The sequence below is a fragment of the secondary endosymbiont of Ctenarytaina eucalypti genome (assembly GCF_000287335.1).
In the GTDB taxonomy this organism is placed as follows: domain Bacteria; phylum Pseudomonadota; class Gammaproteobacteria; order Enterobacterales; family Enterobacteriaceae.
Map to the genome: position 1 here is coordinate 1307610 of NC_018419.1, position 19795 is coordinate 1327404.

General features: G+C 43.8%; 15 protein-coding genes. 7 read left to right on the forward strand and 8 right to left on the reverse strand.

The genetic code is table 11. From position 1 onward, the window contains the following. Positions 1-467 precede the first annotated feature (467 nt). The 8 genes from rplS to ibaG all read right to left on the reverse strand — a co-directional run bounded on the left by rplS (position 468) and on the right by ibaG (position 7467). Entirely contained in the window at positions 468-815 is a 348-nt protein-coding gene (rplS, locus tag A359_RS03735; RefSeq protein ID WP_014888542.1) for a 50S ribosomal protein L19, read from the reverse strand. 75 nt (positions 816-890) lie between these two features. After that, positions 891-1634 carry a tRNA (guanosine(37)-N1)-methyltransferase TrmD gene (gene trmD, locus A359_RS03740; protein WP_044104767.1) on the reverse strand — a complete coding sequence of 248 codons (744 nt, stop codon included), beginning with the start codon at positions 1632-1634 and terminating at the stop codon, positions 891-893. 38 nt (positions 1635-1672) lie between these two features. Continuing rightward, positions 1673-2221 (reverse strand): ribosome maturation factor RimM, encoded by a 549-nt coding sequence (gene rimM, locus A359_RS03745; RefSeq protein ID WP_044104769.1) that lies wholly within the window; start codon positions 2219-2221, stop codon positions 1673-1675. Then, on the reverse strand, positions 2218-2487 hold the full coding sequence (gene rpsP / locus A359_RS03750) for a 30S ribosomal protein S16 (protein ID WP_014888545.1): 270 nt from the start codon (positions 2485-2487) through the stop codon (positions 2218-2220). Before rpsP ends, rimM begins: the two co-directional genes overlap by 4 nt. A 112-nt stretch (positions 2488-2599) precedes the next feature. Continuing rightward, positions 2600-3961 carry a signal recognition particle protein gene (gene ffh / locus A359_RS03755; RefSeq protein WP_014888546.1) on the reverse strand — a complete coding sequence of 454 codons (1362 nt, stop codon included), beginning with the start codon at positions 3959-3961 and terminating at the stop codon, positions 2600-2602. A 1490-nt stretch (positions 3962-5451) separates the two neighbouring features. Beyond that, positions 5452-5601, reverse strand: coding sequence for a hypothetical protein (locus A359_RS04450; protein WP_160142736.1), 150 nt, complete (start codon positions 5599-5601; stop codon positions 5452-5454). Between the two features lie 299 nt (positions 5602-5900). Beyond that, positions 5901-7160 carry a UDP-N-acetylglucosamine 1-carboxyvinyltransferase gene (murA, locus tag A359_RS03760; RefSeq protein ID WP_014888548.1) on the reverse strand — a complete coding sequence of 420 codons (1260 nt, stop codon included), beginning with the start codon at positions 7158-7160 and terminating at the stop codon, positions 5901-5903. A 52-nt stretch (positions 7161-7212) separates the two neighbouring features. Further along, a complete protein-coding gene (gene ibaG / locus A359_RS03765; protein ID WP_014888549.1) occupies positions 7213-7467 on the reverse strand; it encodes a BolA family iron metabolism protein IbaG in 255 nt (84 codons plus the stop codon). A gap of 2278 nt (positions 7468-9745) precedes the next feature. Here ibaG and kdsD point away from each other — a divergent pair. The 7 genes from kdsD to ispA all read left to right on the forward strand — a co-directional run bounded on the left by kdsD (position 9746) and on the right by ispA (position 19791). Further along, entirely contained in the window at positions 9746-10732 is a 987-nt protein-coding gene (gene kdsD, locus A359_RS03770; protein WP_014888551.1) for an arabinose-5-phosphate isomerase KdsD, read from the forward strand. Between the two features lie 1439 nt (positions 10733-12171). Continuing rightward, complete coding sequence (gene lptC, locus A359_RS03780; protein WP_044104618.1) at positions 12172-12750, forward strand: LPS export ABC transporter periplasmic protein LptC; 579 nt, start codon at positions 12172-12174, stop codon at positions 12748-12750. After that, positions 12719-13261, forward strand: a complete 543-nt coding sequence (lptA, locus tag A359_RS03785) for a lipopolysaccharide ABC transporter substrate-binding protein LptA (protein ID WP_014888553.1) — start codon at positions 12719-12721, stop codon at positions 13259-13261. The genes lptC and lptA overlap by 32 nt, the downstream gene beginning before the upstream one ends. Before the next feature lie 17 nt (positions 13262-13278). Beyond that, the gene (gene lptB, locus A359_RS03790; protein WP_014888554.1) at positions 13279-14004 is read left to right on the forward strand and encodes an LPS export ABC transporter ATP-binding protein; all 726 of its coding nucleotides are present in this window, start codon (positions 13279-13281) and stop codon (positions 14002-14004) included. 1821 nt (positions 14005-15825) lie between these two features. After that, a complete protein-coding gene (ptsN, locus tag A359_RS03795; RefSeq protein ID WP_014888556.1) occupies positions 15826-16305 on the forward strand; it encodes a PTS IIA-like nitrogen regulatory protein PtsN in 480 nt (159 codons plus the stop codon). A gap of 96 nt (positions 16306-16401) precedes the next feature. After that, positions 16402-17256, forward strand: a complete 855-nt coding sequence (gene rapZ, locus A359_RS03800) for an RNase adapter RapZ (protein ID WP_014888557.1) — start codon at positions 16402-16404, stop codon at positions 17254-17256. A gap of 1632 nt (positions 17257-18888) precedes the next feature. Further along, positions 18889-19791, forward strand: coding sequence for a (2E,6E)-farnesyl diphosphate synthase (gene ispA / locus A359_RS03805; RefSeq protein WP_014888558.1), 903 nt, complete (start codon positions 18889-18891; stop codon positions 19789-19791). Positions 19792-19795: the final 4 nt, after the last annotated feature.

Genomic DNA, 19795 nt, shown 5'->3' on the forward strand with positions numbered 1-19795 from the left:
TATTAAGAAAAAGACTCGTCCTGCTACTACGGTCACCTCGTGGTAAGAGCACTACATAATATCATGCATTCAACAAATTTAATCTTATATTTAACAGAGTTACCTAGTTCATGGACTGATAAGAAAATCTATTTATTTAATCAAATGAATATCGCCTGAAAAAACACGCTGAAGCTGCTTGAAGCATATCATTTTTACGGCGATAATGATGGCGCTTCTCTCTCGGCTCGTTAATCCGGTACGCCCCATCTTCTGAGTGTTTAGCATCTCATAACGTGCAGACTCATGTGAGTCTGAAGAGTACGAAAATTCTCGCATCATGAGAGAAAACTTTACTTTTAAGGTATGTGCTCTTAGGTGTGTTGGGTGACATAGTCAATCATTACGGAGAACGTAGTAGTATATTCTTCTATGCGTCGCGGTAAGGAAGTATATCTTCAAGATGCTCGATCATAGGGAAGTGACACTTAGTGCAGCCGCTCTTTAATGCGCGCTGCTTTACCGGTGCGTGAACGTAGGTAATAAAGCTTAGCTTTTCGAACAGCGCCCCGGCGTTTTACAGACATACTGTCGATAATTGGAGAATGCATCTGGAACACACGCTCAAGGCCTTCGCCTTTGGCGGTTTTTCGAACAGTGAATGCAGAATGCAAACCTCGGTTACGAATAGCAATAACCACGCCCTCAAAAGTCTGCAGACGTTTTTTGCTGCCTTCAACAACCCATACCTTAACTTCTACCGAGTCGCCTGGGCGGAAGGATGGTAGGTCTTGCTTCATCTGTTTTTTTTCAATATCTTCTATGGTTTTGCTCATCATGACTCTCTTTCACTCGGTGAACTAACATTTCAGGCTCATAGGACTGTAAATTGATACCTGTGATTATTCTTTTTACATCGCCTGATGGTTCCGCTGGAATTCAGTTAGCAACAATGTTTGCTCGTCAGTGAGGGTAAGGCGTTTAAGAAGCGAAGGTCTTCTCAGCCAGGTACGACCTAAAGATTGTTGCAGACGCCAGCGACGAATCGCGGTATGATTGCCGGATAGCAGCACTGGCGGAACGTTCATGCCGTCCAGCGCCTGAGGACGGGTATAATGCGGCCAATCCAGCAGCCCGTCTGCGAAGGAGTCCCCCGCAGCAGAAGCATGATGCCCTAGTACGCCCGGGATCAACCGGGAAACCGAGTCAATTAATGCCATCGCTGCTAACTCCCCCCCAGTGAGAACATAATCACCTATTGACCATTCTTCATCAATCTCAGTAGAAATTAAGCGCTCATCAATCCCTTCATAACGGCCACATACTAAAATCATCTTTAGGTTGCTAGCTAGTTCACTTACGCCTTTCTGATCGAGCTTACGGCCCTGAGGAGAGAGATAAATAACCTTAGTCTCTTTTCCTGCCTTATTTTTTGCGGCATGAATAGCATCTTGCAAAGGCTGAAACATCATGAGCATGCCCGGACCTCCCCCGTAAGGAGGCGCATCTATTGTACGATTCTGGTCGTGAGTAAATTCACGCGGGCTCCAGCCTTGTATTCTTAGTAGGCCCTGCTTCACTGCTCGACCGGTCACTCCATAATCGGTAATAGCCTTGAACATCTCTGGAAACAGGCTAATTATACCAATCCATATGCCAACACAGCTGGGAGCACAATCTTGCAAATGAGGCGTCAAAAGTTTGGGTCCCAGTCAACGGCAATGATATGAGCTTTAAGATCGACCGTCTGAATTACCTTTCCCTCGAGGAAAGGAATCAATCGCTCTTGAATGCCAAAAACATCTTTCAGGTTAGCTTTTACTACCAGAATATCGTTCGATCCTGTGGCGAATAAATCAACGACTTCGCCCATTTGATAACTGCTAATTGTGATGACCTGGCTGCCAAGCAGATCTTTCCAATAGTATACGTCTTTTCCTGGGTCCGGAAATTGCGTCGCATCGACAACAATTTCGCAATTGGTTAAAAGCGTCGCTGTTTGCGGATTTTCTATGCCCCTGACCTTGATGAGCAGGTTATGATGGTGTTGCTTCCAATTCTCTACTCTAATAGGCACCCACTTTCCTGATCTTTTAATGAACCAGGGATGGTAAGAAAAAATATTACTAGCTTTTTCAGTGAAAGAAAAGATTCTGAGCCAGCCATGAATACCATACGAGGAACCCACTAAACCAACGACCATTGGGTCACAGGGTCCTCTGATAGAGAGTTTTTTACTTATTTTCCGATCAGAAGGCATGACGCTGTTTGTTTCGCATTTTTAATTAGCGCGGAAAGACGTTTAGAAACGGTTGCGCCTTTGTTAGACCAATATTGAATACGCTCAAGATCTAAACGCAGAGTTTCAGCCTTTCCAGCCGCGATCGGATTGAAAAAACCAATACGTTCAATAAAGCGCCCGTCGCGTGCATTACGGCTGTCGGCTACGACGATGTGATAGAATGGACGTTTTTTAGCACCGCCACGTGCTAGACGAATTGTTACCATAACATCCTCATTGAGTCAATAAAACAACCGAACCTTTTAGTGGGCGGGGCTTGGTTGCTGTGAGAAAAACTACAAAATTTTACTCATTTCAAGGTAAAAATCAATCCTCTAGTTAATGACTAGAAAAGCCGGGCGGTATGATGCCCTTCATAGTGCGTATCATTTTCGCCACACCTCCCTTTTTCAGTTTATTAATCATGCGCTGCATGTCGTTGAACTGTGTCAGCAAGCGATTGACGTCCTGAACCTGCATGCCGGAGCCGCCGGCAATACGGCGTTTACGTGAGGCTTTTATGATATTAGGCGCAGCGCGCTCTTTAGCTGTCATGGAGTTGATGATAGATTCCATGTTTACTAGGGCTTGATCGTTCATCTGCGATTTGACGTTATCTGGTAAGCGGCTGCCCCCAGGTAGTTTGCTTATCATGCTTGATATGCCACCCATCTTTCGCATCTGCTTGATTTGAGAAAGAAAGTCGTTTAAATCGAAAACGTCGTCTGTGTTAAAAGTGCTGCTTAATTTTTTTGGCGTGATGACACCGACTTTGCGTTCGATATCCTCGATAAAGGATAATACATCACTCATGCCGAGTATGCGCCGAGCTAGACGCGCTGGATAAAACTCCTCCAGCGCATCGGTGTTTTCTCCGGTCCCTATAAATTTAATAGGTTTTCCGGTGAGATGACGCATAGAAAGCGCCGCGCCGCCACGTGCATCACCATCGACTTTTGTTAGTATCACCCCAGTTAGCGGTAGTGCTTGGTCAAAAGACTTAGCGGTATGGGCAGCGTCTTGTCCGGTCATAGCATCCACCACAAATAGCGTTTCTGCCGGGCGGATTGCAGTGTGGATAGCAATTATTTCTGCCATCATTTTTTCATCTACATGCAGGCAGCCCGCGGTGTCCACTAGTAGCGCATCATAAAAATTAATTTTAGCATGATTCAGAGCTCGAGTGACGATATTTATCGGCGTTTGCGTAACGTCAGATGGGTAAAAATCAACACCTACCGTATCCGCTAATATTGCAAGCTGCTTGATCGCCGCTGGGCGATAAATGTCGGCAGACACCAGTAGTACTTTTTTCTTCTGTTTTTCACGCAGATATTTTCCCAGCTTTCCGGTGCTTGTGGTTTTTCCAGTACCTTGAGCGCCCGCTATTAACAGCACTGCTGGGGGCTCATCTGATAGATTTAAGGCGCTTTTTTCGTCACCCATCACGCGAACTAGCTCGGCCCGAACGATCTTGATAAATGTTTGTCCCGGCGTCAGATTTTTATTGACTTCCATCCCAAGTGCGCATTCTTTGACCCCGCTGATAAAATCTCGCACTACTGAGAGGGCCACATCAGCTTCCAGTAGCGCCCTGCGTACTTCACGCAGGGTATCTTGTATATTGCTCTCAGTCAGGCGGCCTCTTCCACTGATGTTGCGAAAGGTTCGCGATAATTTATCAGATAAATTGTCAAACATTGTTTTTTACTCAACCTGGCGTTTTGCCGCTTTCATAATACTGTTTGAAAGTATAACACGAAGCAGGACCATATTGCCGTCTCAATTTAGAGAACCACCCGAGAGCGCGCATATTTTAGCTGGATACTTCTACTGACTGAGCGGCATGGAGGCCTGAAAAATCGCAATCGTAAGCATATGTCATGAACGACATTTATAGTATCTTTTACTCGCTGTAGTGAGTGGCGCGATTTTGCTAGAGCAGGTATTTGAGATCTATGCTCTTCAAGCCACGACGATAATCTATATGTGAAAGAGTTCCCCCTCTATGTGCGTTATCGAGGCCTGTAGCTACAGGTACATGCAACTATCCTTGATAGTATAATAAAGTCTTCTCATATGCAGGATATTGCATGGATCTTGAGTATTCACTGTCACCTTGAATACTATTTCAGATGAATTTAAAAAATGGTGCCACGCAGATTGTAAATAGCGTATCGTCTATCTCTGCAAATGTTATTTATCATTCAGTAGAAAAACCTTTTTTATGCAGACCAGACAACCCTTGATAGCTGTAGTAATATGTATTATTAATTTTCCTGAATCTGTCTAGCCTTCAGGAGATCACTGGCACATTGCAGTAGCCTCATGTTATTTATGGTTTATATAGTAAAGCAAGAGTTTACAGTTATCAACTGGATCACGTACAACTAAGGCTCTTAGGAAGAGAAGGTTTCTAGCGCCATAACTACCTGTGTCATCTATATTTTCTGCATGGATAGAGCGCACTACGATATTATGGCCGAGTGTTTTTCTATTTATAGTGTTAGCGAGAGAGTGCTGATTATAAAATGAGTTCGTAGCATTTTTCTGAGGGCTGTACAGGAATGCGTTTATTTGAGTTTTAAAGTTATGATTCTAAGGAGAAGATGCTTTTACTATTCTGTATGCAGCGCGCGAGGAAAGACATGTCATATGAGGATTAAAATGTCAAGAAACCCTTTACAGTAATGCTGCACTGATTGCCAGTACCGATCTGAAGATATTTAGTCAAGAAGAATGAGACAATGTCCGGCTGAAAAGTATTAATAAATTTAGAGCTTAGCGTACGCGTCATCTAGTAGCGACCTATGTGAGACATGACATTCATTTCTGCTAAGTTATTTACGGCAGTGATTACCGCCGTATCGACTCATCCGATTTTAATCCCGTACACTCACCGAAAAATTTAGTAAGCGTTGGCTGATGTCTTTGAGGATACCGGTTACTACCATGATTCTCAGTTTATGAGGATCAGAGAAGCCCTAATCCACCCGTGGCGGGATGGCTAATGTTAAGTGCCCGGAGACATTATGAACAGCACTAACCTTATAGCTGCAAATATGCATTTGAGTCATAGTAATGCTCTTTTTATGAGGGGTTTGTGTATTAGCAGCGTTCACTATTTCTAATGACTATTTGTTAGTTGACTATACTTCTTGTTGGTTTTCGGGGTCTGCATAGCGATAATGTTATAGATAGCAGCGGGCGTCAATGATCGAAGCCTTGACCCAGATGACGCTCTTACGGATGTTGCGCGTCGTTAGTGTAAATTTTAGTAATTCAACATAATTTCTTGATGACTGAAAGACGGGCTCAGCTAGAAGAGATTCTGCCTTCATTGGCTATTCCAGAAGAGGTCTATCTCACGGGTAAAACATTAGCTATGGCGATTCATATATGTAGAGATTATTATTAAGGTCAGCATATCCAGCCTCTAACTATACAGTTGTCATGTTTGTGCTTTCTTTGTTATGACGCAATCGTAGCATCAGAAAAGAGTCATAAAGACATTATCTCATGAAGGATAGGCGGCTTTGTTATGTTCACCAGAGAGATAGAAGCGCAGATAAAGATATGTAAACGCGCAAGATTTCTAATGAAATGCGGTCAGTTAGCAAACAATATAGTTTGCATGAATTTATTTACCGCTGAGTCGTTGAATATGCGCGCCCATGTGCCGTAGTTTATCCTCGATACAGTCATACCCACGATCGATATGATCAATACGATCCACTACCGTCACGCCCTCCGCGATGCAGCCGGCTAGTACCAGACTGGCTGAAGCGCGCAAATCTGTTGCCATGACCTGTGCGCCGGAGAGCGTCTCCACTCCGTGGCAGATCACGCTGCTGCTTTCGATTTCCGCCTGCGCCCCCATCCGAATCAGTTCCGGTATGTGCATGAACCGGTTTTCAAAAATGCTTTCAGTAATAATGCCCGTGCCTTCAGCCACTAAATTTAGCAGACTGAATTGTGCCTGCATATCAGTGGGGAAACCAGGATATGGGGCAGTCCGCACCGTAACTGCTTTCGGGCGTTTTCCATGCATATCCAAACTAATCCAGTCATTGCCTACGACAATATCTGCACCTGCTTCACGCAACTTTTCCAGTACAGCATCCAGCGTATCTGGACGGGTTGCGTGACATATTACACGACCTCGGGAGATGGCTGCGGCTACCAGGAAAGTGCCAGTTTCAATGCGATCTGGCAGTATACGATAGACACCGCCGCCGAGGCGATCAACTCCTTCTACAGTAATTTGATCAGTACCGGCACCCCTGATTTTCGCGCCCAACGTGATAAAGAAATTAGCAGTATCGACAATCTCTGGCTCGCGGGCAGCATTTTCAATAATGGTGCGACCGATCGCCAAAGTCGCAGCACTCATAATCGTTACCGTGGCGCCAACACTAACTTTATTCATGACAATACGCGTACCTCGCAGACGCCCATTCACGGCTGCCTTGATGTAGCCTGCTTCCAGAGTAATGGTGGCGCCAAGTTGCTCCAGTCCGCTGATATGCAGATCTACGGGCCGCGCTCCGATATCGCAACCACCCGGTAGTGATACTTGACCCCGGCCGAAACGCGTTACCAGCGGCCAGAGAGCCCAAATAGACGCCCGCATAGTTTTCACTAGATCATAGGGTGCACAATAAACGTTAACCCCGCTGGAGTCTACATGCACTGAACCATTTCGTTTAACGCAAGCGCCCAGTTGGTCTAACAATTTAATGGTGGTGTCGATATCTTGCAGTCTAGGAACATTTTGGATCTCTACTGGCTCTTCCGCCAGTAACGCAGCAAATAAAATCGGTAAAGCAGCATTTTTGGCACCAGAAATGGTGACCTGGCCGCTTAACCGGGTAGGACCATGGATACGAAATTTATCCATTACAACACTTCTCTATATTTAACAAAAAACTGTATCCAGATAAAATTAACATTTAAGCACCGCTTAGCTTGCGATCGCATTGCCACTCTTCTGGGGTATAGGTTTTGATCAATAAGGCATGTATGCGGTTGTCTGAAATATATTTCATCAGCGGAGCATAAATCGTCTGCTGTTTTTTTACCCTGCTCATCCCGGCAAACTGCGCACCAATCGCAATAACCTGAAAATAGCTACCATCACCGCTTACGTAGACTTCATCCAGCACTAACGTTTTCATGAGGATTGATTTAATTTCGCTTGTTTCCATATTAAGTCTTACTTTAAAGTTGTAGAATTAAATACCCATTTTAGAGGAAACGATCATGATCGAAAAGAAGGGAAAAGATTAACCATGATTTTGTTAATTGCTAGGTCAGAAGAAAATCGCCGGTTTATCAAATTGATAGGCGGATCTATACCAGGCCTCATGCATTTTTGGAAACAATATCTTTTACTTTCTTGATTAAGTAATCTGATAGACAGTCTGCAAGCTGAAAGCATGATGATGTTCCTGCATTAGAAAACGGCGCCCTTGAGATTACGAATATTGTAAACTACAACTTCAATAATAGACGAGTATTATTGAAGGGTTTTGCAACAAATTGGTTATGCGGCTGATGCTTCGGTAGTATAAAAAAACGTTTCCGGGATGATAGGTGAAAAACTTTCGGACGAGCATTAAGGCAGGAAGCCGCCTGTGTCTGCTATAATTCAGGTGTAAGCTTGTTCGGTTTATCGGTGAGGTTGGTGACCGCTGGGATCACTTTGATTGATGATGGAGAGAATCTGAAGCCCCTCCCAAGCACCTTGGCTTTTGTTAAGGAGCTGATTAAAAATTACCTCTTAACTTTCTTATTACGCTATCAGCTAGGATCTCCTATCCTGCGTCCACGGATTATCGGTGTAATGTTCTCTCTCAAAATGAGCATGATAGTAATTTATCACAATCGTCATTAACCGGTGCTGCGAAGATTGCCTGTAGGCTGGCTTTATTAAATTTGGCAGACTCTCTGAAGGATCAGCGCTACTGATAAGATACAGCGCTACAGATAAATGAATTTATGGGTAATTATATACTCCGTATTAGGGGTGATAGGCCATAACTCTGTATATTTAGGCAATATACTGCCGAATATTTTATGATTGACTCACGATACACTTTAAGACTGATGCGATTGCATGACCAAAAAATGTTTTGATCGCTTGTTGATGTTTGTATTCTAATATGTACTGGATATAAGTACTTACTGAAGTATATGAAGAGCGCACGCATTTTGCCAAAAGCTCTATAAGTTTAACGCTTAAGTCAATACAAACCATCTACAACCTTCGGCGAAAAAACATTTCGTTTCAGACTCGTATTGAATCGCTGCATCTAAGTGCAACAGTGATTAATCAATGGGTCCAGAGAGCAGTTGTCACTGCCTATACAGGAGTGGATGACGCAGCGATCTACGCTGTCATAGCATCACGTTGCCTGAAAAGTCTTCTTTTGGGTGAGTTAGTTGCTCATTTCAAAATTTTTTGCTATAGATCGCATTACTTGATAATGAGGGTCGTTGGCTAAGCTAATGCTTACCATAAGGTTTTTTTATTTCACAAACCATCTCATAGAGGGTCGATGGAATCTAATAACGCCGACCTATCTTGGGATTCCCACGGTAGCTGAGAGTGACTCATTTGACCATAGACGTTACCGGCATGATGCTCTGTCAATTAAGACAATAATCGTACCGGGATTTTTAGCGAGTTGGCATTGGCTATAATTTTTGAATTAACTTAACTAATCGGTTGAAAGCAGCGTCTGAGGGGAAATCATGATCTCTGGGAGCGGTAGGTTATTACAGTCACCTCTCCTAGCTGACAAGGTTTGATGTCGGCTGAAAATATTTCTGGGGGATTTTCCGACGCTGCATGATTATTAGGCATGGGTAGGCGGAAACCATGATCGTAATTCAATCACTTAACGTGATTACGTTGTTAATTATAACACGCGCCGTTCGAATCGAATAATAATATATTTACTCGTAGCTAACCAGTCACCTACCCTAGCTGTTTAATATCACTACTGTTGTCACAAATGCTAATTTGTGCAACAATATAGGTAGATGCCATGTTTTATTTTTTGAACGCTTACAGTATTCTTAATTAACCTATGTTGCGTACCCTGATTATGTAATAATCTACCTAAATCCGAGGGAGAATTATTATAGTATTAATCGACTGATACTCTTCTCGCTAATAAAGGATATAGTAAAGATAATTAATAATGTTTATAAAATCTCATTAGCTCCACTATATCAAATAATGTTATTGTGTTGATCACTTCACAGCGCTCCCTATACTGATCCGTATAATCCCGCCAGAGCTATTCACGCTTTATTGTGGTGTAGTAACAACGAGAGTTAAAACTCTCCCGGTTACTTAGGAAAAAGCCCTAAATCAAGAGTTTAGGGGGGGATGTACTAGTTTGTTCGTTCATCGACTATGCTTGCGTAAGCGATTGGATCTCGTCTTCTGAACCGCAAACCATCAGGGTACGTTTTATGTCGCAGAATAAATTATCAACTTCCTTTGATTTTATTGCCGTCGGTAAACAGGTTCTCGCTATTGAGCGAGAGGGTCTCGCGCAGCTAGACCAATATATCAACGACGATTTTCACCGCTCTTGCGAGGCGCTATTTCACTGCAATGGAAAAGTAGTAGTAATGGGCATGGGAAAATCCGGCCATATTGGCCGAAAGCTGGCCGCCACTTTTGCTAGCACTGGCACTCCAGCGTTTTTTGTTCATCCTGGTGAGGCGAGTCATGGCGATCTAGGTATGGTGTCGTCACAAGATATCGTTATCGCGCTATCGAATTCCGGGGAATCTCGAGAGGTGCTGGCACTGATTCCGGTGCTTAAACGTCTACGCATCCCGTTTATTTTTATGACCGGAAAACCGGATAGCACTATGGGGAAAGCAGCGGAAATCCATCTTTGCGTGCATGTCCCGGAAGAGGCTTGCCCCCTCGGCCTAGCGCCAACCGCTAGCACGACTGCTGCGCTGGTTATGGGGGATGCTTTAGCCGTAGCCCTTCTACGGGCGCGCGGGTTCACGGTTGCAGATTTCGCCCTATCCCATCCAGGAGGGGAGTTAGGACGTAAACTTCTGTTGCGCGTGAGCGATATTATGCACAATGGAAAAGATATTCCGCTCACCTCGCGCAGCGCTTCGCTGCGCGAGGCGCTGCTGGAAATTACTCGTAAAAATCTGGGCATGACCGTGATTTGCGATGCGCAAAACGTCATTGCCGGTATTTTTACGGACGGTGATCTTAGGCGGGTTTTTGATATGGGGATTGACTTTAACCGGGCTCGCATAGCTGATGTTATGACCCCCGGGGGCGTGCGTGTGGCTCCGGACATGTTAGCGGTAGAAGCCCTGAATCTGATGCAGGCGCGCAATATCACGTCACTGTTGATAGCGCAAGGCGACTACTTAATCGGCGTTGTGCATATGCATGATATGCTTCGTGCCGGGGTGATATGAATTTTACATGGCTCAATGATAATCTTTCTTTTAAAAAAACATGGGGATGGGATGAAAAGACTCCACAAGACTTTTTCGAAAGTGAGTGAAAAAAGTTAATCAAATATTCAAAACTCATCACGGGTCTTCGATAAATTTTAAAGCGATGTAGTTTATGTCACTGACATTATTCTGCATATCTGAGATTCCCTGCCTGTGGGAGAAGTAACTCGCAAATTGAGTCTGTCGAAAAAAGTACTATTTTCTGCATCTCTACGATAATATTTTTAGATAGATCTCAGTGCATTTTCTGACCTGAAGTGCAAGTCCCCTTCTCTAATAAATAGCATCGCTCATGGTGTTTCTGATAGACAATCCCGGGGGCAACGAGCCAGGGTATCAGGAAGCGTATCCTTTCCAGAGCAGCGTATTACTTATGCCAGCAGTACAGTAAATGAATAACCCAGAATTCGTTATCTCCTGCGCCTTGATAAATAGCTGAGCAGGGAAGTGGAATTTATCGCAGGACGCAAATAGCGTCCTGCTAAGGCAGATAGTTTTCTCCTTGGGTTTGTGGTGGGAGAGTGCATTAAAAATCGTGAGATGCACGTATAATACTTGGTCTTAAATCTAAGAGCCTGGTGCATATGCATCTCGCCTAAAGAAAAAATGAAACAATGCCGCTTGAAAAACAGCTTTTAATGAAGAGGGCTCTTAGTTAGTGTTAGGTAATGTACTTTATTTGTGTCAGTCTAGTAATATTCTTTGATAAGTTTTGATTCAGATTTATTTATCACGCTCTGTGCTTTTAAAAGAACCTAGAGAAAAGAACAAAAGCATATCAATATATGTTGTGCTTCAGGCTCTGTGAGTTGATTGCTCTCTGTAAAAACATCATACAATTCGATCTCCTGTGTGCAGAGTACCGCGAAGATGAACAGCATCTCCTACTAAGACTTCATAGCGCACAGTATGAAGTGTTATTTTTTAAAAAATATTTTCAACATGCAACAGACTGGATTTCAAAAGTCTTGAATGATATATGACTTTCTACCACTATCACCACCTATAATTCACGACCTAATATCCGAGATAGCATTTACTGCGTGCTGACATCAAGGAAGTGATGTTTGTATCATTACATAATCGGTTCAATTGGGCGATTGGAAGCGCTCTTTTCTAGGTAGGAATGATGCTTTTTGGGATATGACCGACTCTTTAAAGCACTTCCGAATTCACTGACATGCAGGATGAAATAGATTGTATGTTAGGTAAATTACCTGATGCATCTCCTAATCACGGGTGAAATAAATTCATGAATGTAAAGGTGATGGATGTGTCCTCCCCGCTAGCGCCACGATGACGTTATGCGTGCAGATAAGGATCACAAAACACTGATTTTCTAGCAGTTTTTGACCTACTAAAACTAAAAAGCTGGAGATTAGAAAAATACACTTAGTATGAGCAAGATAATGCATTGGATTACGGCGCTGCTGGGATTATTAATTCTGGCGCTGATCATCTGGAATATGATGGCCACCGACTCGATTCAAGTGCAGGAGCCAGTAAAATCTGGTGAGCCAACGTATCAGAGTGAATATATTACTACTTTGGCCTATAACTCAGCAGGTAGCCTTCACTATACGCTCTCGGCCGATCATGTTCAGTATTTCTCTGAGGGGAAAATAACCTGGTTGACTCGGCCGGTTGCCACCATCATCGATGATGACAAAGTTCCAACCTGGACCGTGAAGGCTGATAGGGCCAAGTTGATTCAAGATAGAATGCTTTACTTGTATGGTCATGTGCAAGCGGATAGCCTGACTGAGGCCTCGAAGCTGAAGCATATTACAACAGCTAACGCACTGATTGACCTTTTCACACAGGAGATCTCCTCGGATGATGAGGTTATCGTATATGGTGCCAATTTTAACTCCACCGGTATGAAGATGCGCGGTAATCTGCGTAATAAGACGGCTGAGTTACTTGAAAAGGTTAAGACCTCTTATGCAATTGAGAATGCAGAACGTACCTCTTAGCCTGCTGCTTGGCGGATCTTTAATCCTCGTTAGCGCGCAGGTACAGGCGCTTGCGAGTGACAATCAGCAGCCGATTCATATCTACTCTACGCAGCAGTCGGTAGATATGACGACCAACACTGTGACTCTGACCGGTTATGTAGTGGTTAAGCGTGGCTCTATTAATATTCGGGCCAACAGGATGGTGATCAGCCGTTCTACGGGCAAAAACGGCAACGAAATCATAGAAGGCTACGGAAATCCCGTGACCTTTTATCATCTGCAAGATGATGGTAAGCCGGTGCGTGGTCATGCGCAGAAAGTGCGTTATGAAGGCGCTAATGATGTAGTGATTCTGATGGGTAACGCCTATCTGGATCAGTTAGACAGCAACGTCGCGGGAGATTGTATTACCTATCTCCTCAAGAAACAAAAAATGGAGGCGTTCAGTGATAAAGGGAAACGGGTCAATACTGTGCTTGTTCCAGCTCAATTGCGGGATAAAAACAGAGCTAAAGCACCTGTAAAATAATTGGGTATAGGATCTCTATGGCAACATTAATCGCAGAAAATTTGGTTAAAGCCTATAAAGGTCGCTGTGTAGTAAAAAATGTCAGTCTTAAGATAAACTCTAGTGAAATTGTTGGATTGCTGGGACCAAACGGGGCAGGTAAGACTACCATGTTTTATATGGTAGTAGGTATTATTCCCCGCGATACCGGTCGTATTATGATCGACGAAGACGATATAAGTCTACTGCCGCTGCATACCCGTGCTCGCCGAGGTATAGGTTATCTTCCACAGGAAGCTTCGATTTTTCGACGTCTGAGCGTGTTCGAAAATCTGATGGCGGTACTGCAAATCCGCCGGGATCTTACTAGAGAACAGCGCAACTACCGCGCGCAAGAATTGATGGAAGAGTTTCATATCAACCATCTTCGGGACAACCTCGGCCAGTCGCTATCTGGTGGCGAAAGGCGCCGCGTGGAGATCGCGCGAGCCCTGGCTGCTAATCCTAAATTTATCCTACTTGACGAACCTTTTGCTGGCGTTGATCCGATTTCAGTCATTGACATCAAAAAAATTATTAAGCATTTGCGCAATAGTGGTCTTGGCGTGTTGATTACCGACCACAACGTCCGTGAGACACTCGATGTATGTGAACGGGCCTATATTGTTAGCCAGGGTGAGCTTATCGCTTACGGTTCACCTGCCGATATTCTGAGCGACGAACAGGTCAAACGGGTTTATTTAGGCGAAGAGTTCCGCCTCTGATAATGTAATACGACTGATTTTATTTTTGATGACACTAACGCCTTAATATGCAGAAAGATTTACAACTCAGCATGAGTTAGCAATTGGCTTTCACTACGGCGTTGAAAAAATTAATTTTTTGTTGTAATGGTCTATTCTTGCCTGATAGCTGAAAGTTCAGATCGTGCTAGAAAATCACTATTTTTAAATAAGCGAATGTATATAACATATGGGAGGCTCAGATAGTACCAAGATCGTATAGGATATGCTCATGTAGAAAGTGGCGCTCACGTCTGTCTCCCTGTATCGAAAAATGCTATCACCACCGCGATAGCTGACAGTGTGGACTATACCGTGCAGGGTAAAAGTCTACCGGAGGATATACGCAATAGCGTTGGCGACTAAAACGCAGGCGAGATCTTAATCTTGTTGGCGTGCCGCCCCGGAGCGGCCTGAATTCGAGAGGCCGCCCTTCTTGTTGAGTTGATTTTCCTATCGTAAGATATCTACTCCTGATCGTCAGTAATTATGTTAATATTTAACTGTATAGCCATACTTTTCGCACTCTGCATGTGTTCGTATAAGCCACAAGAAAAAAAGAGAAAAGCGGTTAGGAATGATTAGCGCTTCAACTCATTTTAAGTGTTTTGGCATGCAAACTCAAAATAGTTTTAACTGGCAGTTACTGGCGAGTATATCCCGGTTCTGCGTATAAAGCCGCAGAACAACGCAACCAAGGATAGCAGGCTGCGCAGAAACGGTTCCTGGTATTAGTGCACCTTTTAAGAAGATCGGCAGCTGATTAAAAACTTAAAACGCTGCAATCAAATACTGGCGAAGGGGCAGTTTATATTATCAAGCAGTAGAAAGTATTGTTTGAACAAGGGTTGATGAATTAATAGAGGGTTGTGCTGTGCTGATGCATAGTTTTAGTAGATAATGCTTATTATATGAGGTATACCATTACCTCACAAGCTTTAACTTCCTGCAGTTACCTGGAAGGTGCTAATCGGCTCACTGAGCCGATAGTAAAAATCTTTTTATTCAGCAACGCTAATAAAAAGACGAATTTATGAGGCTAAATTGCATACCAATGCGCATGATCTGTGTGGTGATAAGTTATATTTTAAAATATTGCTCTTCACCGCTTAACGATATTTTTATAGCTCAAGTAGTATCTTTGAATGATACTGTTTTCCTTTAGCTACGTCAAGACCGTCGGAGGATGTTCAGTATCCTAAGCGACTATTGGCACTTTAGTGAAGAAAATCATCACCGAAAAAATACGGGGAAGCTGCTAAGCGGTAAGTGCCCTCACCTGGCAGCGTTATAAGCGGCGTATCATAGTTTTGCAGCGCACAGTAGCAAAGCGCCGAGCGTTTTAATCCAGCCCGTCATTGAAACAGCGCAAAGAATTCATGTACTCTCTAGAGAGAAGGAAGATAGTATGCAGCGGAACATTACCGAGCAGTATGTTGGGATCAACATGTGCCTTACTGAAAGCTATAACAACACAATACTTAAAGAAAGATCAGCATTTCAAGCGTATCAATCAGGTCGATATTGTCTTACTAGTAGAGAGAACATAGGAAATTTTCAAAGCGACTAGGTATCTTAAGGCTAGTGATCTGAATGCATTACGGCATTTTATAATAGGTACGTCGCGATAGTGCTGTTGAGGGATGCACTCAACCAGCAGTTGTATAAGCATATTATATATGCTGAAACAGCATTAATTTAACCCGTAGCCAGCAACGCTACCTAAACCTTGCATTGGCGCGTGATCTCTAGGGAATCCGGCCGAAGAGTCTTAAAGGTTAACCAGTGTTTAAGTGATCCGCAATGACTAACAATACGGCCATCCAAATTGATTCAGTGTTGAATATTGAATGTACTCGCAGTGACATTCACTGCCAAAGCAAGAAAAGAGCGTTAGAAATTATCAGTGAACTAGCGGCGAAGTCGCTAAATCTATCGCCAAAAATTGTGTTCGACGCCGTCTTGACGCGCGAACGCATGGGCAGCACCGGTATCGGCAATGGCATTGCGATGCCGCACGGCAAGTTGGAAGAGGACACGCTATGCGCGCTAGGTGTATTAATCCGTCTTGAACAACCTATCGCTTTTGATGCCATCGATAATCAGCCTGTGGATTTGCTCTTTGCGCTGCTAGTGCCGACAGAGCAGTGCAAAGTCCATCTACACACCCTCTCGCTAGTGGCTAAGCGACTGGCGGATAAAACCATTTGCCGCCGTTTACGAGCTGCACAAAGCGACGAAGAGCTATATCAGATTATGACTCAGAGGGAAGATAACGACTGATGCCGCCGCGCCCTCCTGCATTTGGAATGGCATGAAGAAAATCATGGCCGCATCACCAAGGAATGAAATAAGTAAGGCAGAGAGGTGTTTAGCGCCATGGTGCTGATGATAGTCAGTGGTCGATCTGGCTCAGGTAAATCTGTTGCACTCCGTGCACTAGAGGACATGGGCTTTTATTGCGTCGATAATCTGCCGGTGATCCTTTTACGAAAGCTTGTTAGTACGCTAGCAGCGAGCAAGATACCCGCCGCCGTGAGTATCGATATTCGTAATATGCCTGATTCGCCAGAAATTTTTGAACAGGCCATGAATAATCTACCGCAGATTTTTTCCACGCAGTTGCTATTTCTAGATGCCGATCGGAATACTCTCATCCGTCGCTATAGTGACACTCGCCGGCTGCACCCCCTCTCTTCCCGTAATTTATCGTTGGAAGGCGCTCTCGATGAAGAGGATGCGCTGCTTGAGCCGCTGCGCTTACGCGCAGATTTGGTGATTGACACTACCGAGATGTCAGTACACGAGTTGGCTGCGATGCTTCGCACCCGGCTGTTAGGTAAGCGCGAGAGGGAACTGAGGATAGTCTTTGAGTCTTTTGGCTATAAGCATGGTATTCCTATTGATGCCGATTACGTGTTCGACGTGCGTTTTTTGCCCAACCCTCACTGGGATCTCAAGCTTAGACCCATGACTGGCTTGGATCGCCCGGTAGCGATATTTTTAGGTCGATATACCGAAGTGCATAATTTCATCTATCAGACTCGGAACTATCTGGAACTCTGGCTACCAATGCTCGAAACCAACAACCGTAGTTATCTAACGGTCGCGATAGGTTGTAGCGGGGGGAAGCACCGATCGGTTTATATCGCCGAACACCTAGCGGACTATTTTCGCTCTCGTGGTAAGAATATTCAGTCCCGCCACCGCTCTTTGGAAAAACAAATATTATGAAAATTAAAAAATGATAGAGATAAAAACGTCTGTTGATGTATTCCCCGACGGTAATGCGGCTGTTTGAATATGTAGAGTGTGTTGATGCATGTTGATCGCTCTATAACCATAGCGGTGTGAAGCTAAAGGAATCGGTGTCATTTATTGCGTCTACTTAGGCAGTCCTAAAAGCCGATGATAACGGTCGAGACTGGCTGGATAACGAGAGTTTAGTTACCATGATCGGTTCTTGTGTCATCGATGAGCTGATGATGCTTGATTGCTGATCTCTGTGCTTTTCCTCCCGCTCCTTAGAAGCATTTTTATTGAATAAATGAATTTTATGCCGTTGTGCACAGCTCACTACATGTATGATCAAAACAGTCTATATTGTAAAAATATTTTTAAGTTACTATCTAATCTACTGTTAACACAACCTGAAAGTATTATCACTTTTTGATTTTGTAAATAAATTAGTAATTACTGCATGAAAACAAGAGTAGGCATCTTATCGGGGATGAGGTATTACTTTCTCCCTACTCAGGGGCTGTTTATATTAGTATAATGCTATTTTTGAACCGTGCTGATGTAACTTGGGTTAATAGTAGTGGTAAAGATTTTCATGCGCTCAATATAAAAACTTGTAGAATTCCGTTTAGATTCCCGGACTGTTCCGTACTTAGCGAGAAAGAAAATAGAGTGCATATCATCATAAAATGTCAACATGCGGTAAAATTATTCATTTCGTGAATGATACAAAATACTTTAATGTATTCATGCAGGGGCATAAAAAATCCAGTAGTGTCGTGCCGACGAATGATTAAAATGTCAACCGACAGCAATGGTGACATGCGTTTCTGGCAGAATGCTCTGCTTTTTTTAGGAAAAATACAGCAGCTGATTTCACCCCGAAGCCAAGGTGCATAATATTACGTAATCTGATGTGATGCACTTAATGATATCGTCTAAGATAAGCGTCTTAGTTGTAGTGATGATAGCTGACAAAAGAAAATGGGCGGTCATTCCGATAGGGTGATTAGCAGAACAACGCGCATATTACGGTTCAACACGCCTCTAATTACTCGTGTAAGTTTGTATAACTATGATACGCAGAGATAGGAGACACCAGTGCTTTGGTATTAGCGCTCAAATAAATAATTCATTTGGCAAGACTTAACACTGTCCGTATCGCGTGATAATACATGCTTAAGTAGTCAATGCCCGAAAACTCTAGTAATTTTAACACAACCAATAATCACGTTAATCTACGCTATAATTTATTTCTATGGTCATGGACTATAATTGATAAATATCAGGGATGACCTCATTTGCTTCTCAAAGCACTCTGAGCTATAACGTCATTCACCACCCGTATTTTCATTACCGACCGATAGGGCACGCATCATGTTAAAAAAATCTGAAACTCCTGAAGTTTTGAAAACGCTCTTCAAGAAATAGGCCCAATAGTCACCCCTCCTCGAGTTCGGTGCACTATCTCTTAAGATGAGGCTAAACGCATTTGAGCACGGTGTGCCCGAAAACCTGAGATTCATAAAATGCTATAACAGACGGAACAGTAGGTAAAGCTTCTAAAATGACACTCAACATGCACATCTTACCACTCTTTCTTTTTTCTCTGGAAAATAAGGTTTTATGAGTAATTTTGCCGATTTTTTAGAGAAAAGCCGTAAGCATGTGGATGCAGCGTTAGAACATTATCTCCACAGCCTCTCCACCCAGCAGGCACCCCTTGTCCGAGCCATGCGTCACAGCACTCTTCTGGGGGGAAAACGGCTCCGGCCTTTTCTTGTGTACCAGACCGGTAGGCTCTTCGGACTAATGCCCGCAAGCCTTGACGCGCCAGCGAGCGCCATTGAATTAATCCATGCTTATTCGCTAATCCATGACGATCTACCCTTTATGGATAATGATTCACTGCGCCGAGGTTTGCCGACGTGCCATGTCAAGTTCGGCCAAACCACAGCCATGTTGGCCGGCGATGCTCTGCAGACACTCGCCTTTAGCATCCTAGCCGATGCAGAGATGCCTGAGGTTGCCATACAGGATAGGCTAAAAATGATCTCGACCCTTGCCGCCGCCATCGGTGCCGATGGCATGTGCCTAGGGCAATCGCTCGACTTAGCGGCCGAGAAAGAACAAGTTTCTACCACAATTCTGGAGACGATTCACCGCTACAAAACTGGTTCATTAATTCGTGCAGCGGTAAAAATAGGCGCATTAGCGGCAGGGGAGCGCAGTGCACCAGCGCTAGACTATCTTGATCTTTTCGCTGCTGATATAGGCCTGGCTTTCCAGGTACAAGACGATATTCTTGATGTTGTAGGCGAAAAAAAAGCCATTGGTAAACTGCCTGGGGCGGATCAGCAAGTAGGTAAAAGTACTTATCCGTCCCTTCTGGGACTGGAAATGGCGCGAGCCAAGGCTCGAGATCTGTATCACACATCGCTCGCATCTTTAGAATGTCTTGCTACGCTCGGTTATGATACCGATATCCTAGGAGCTCTTGCCCGCTATATTATTGAACGCGACAAATAAGTGA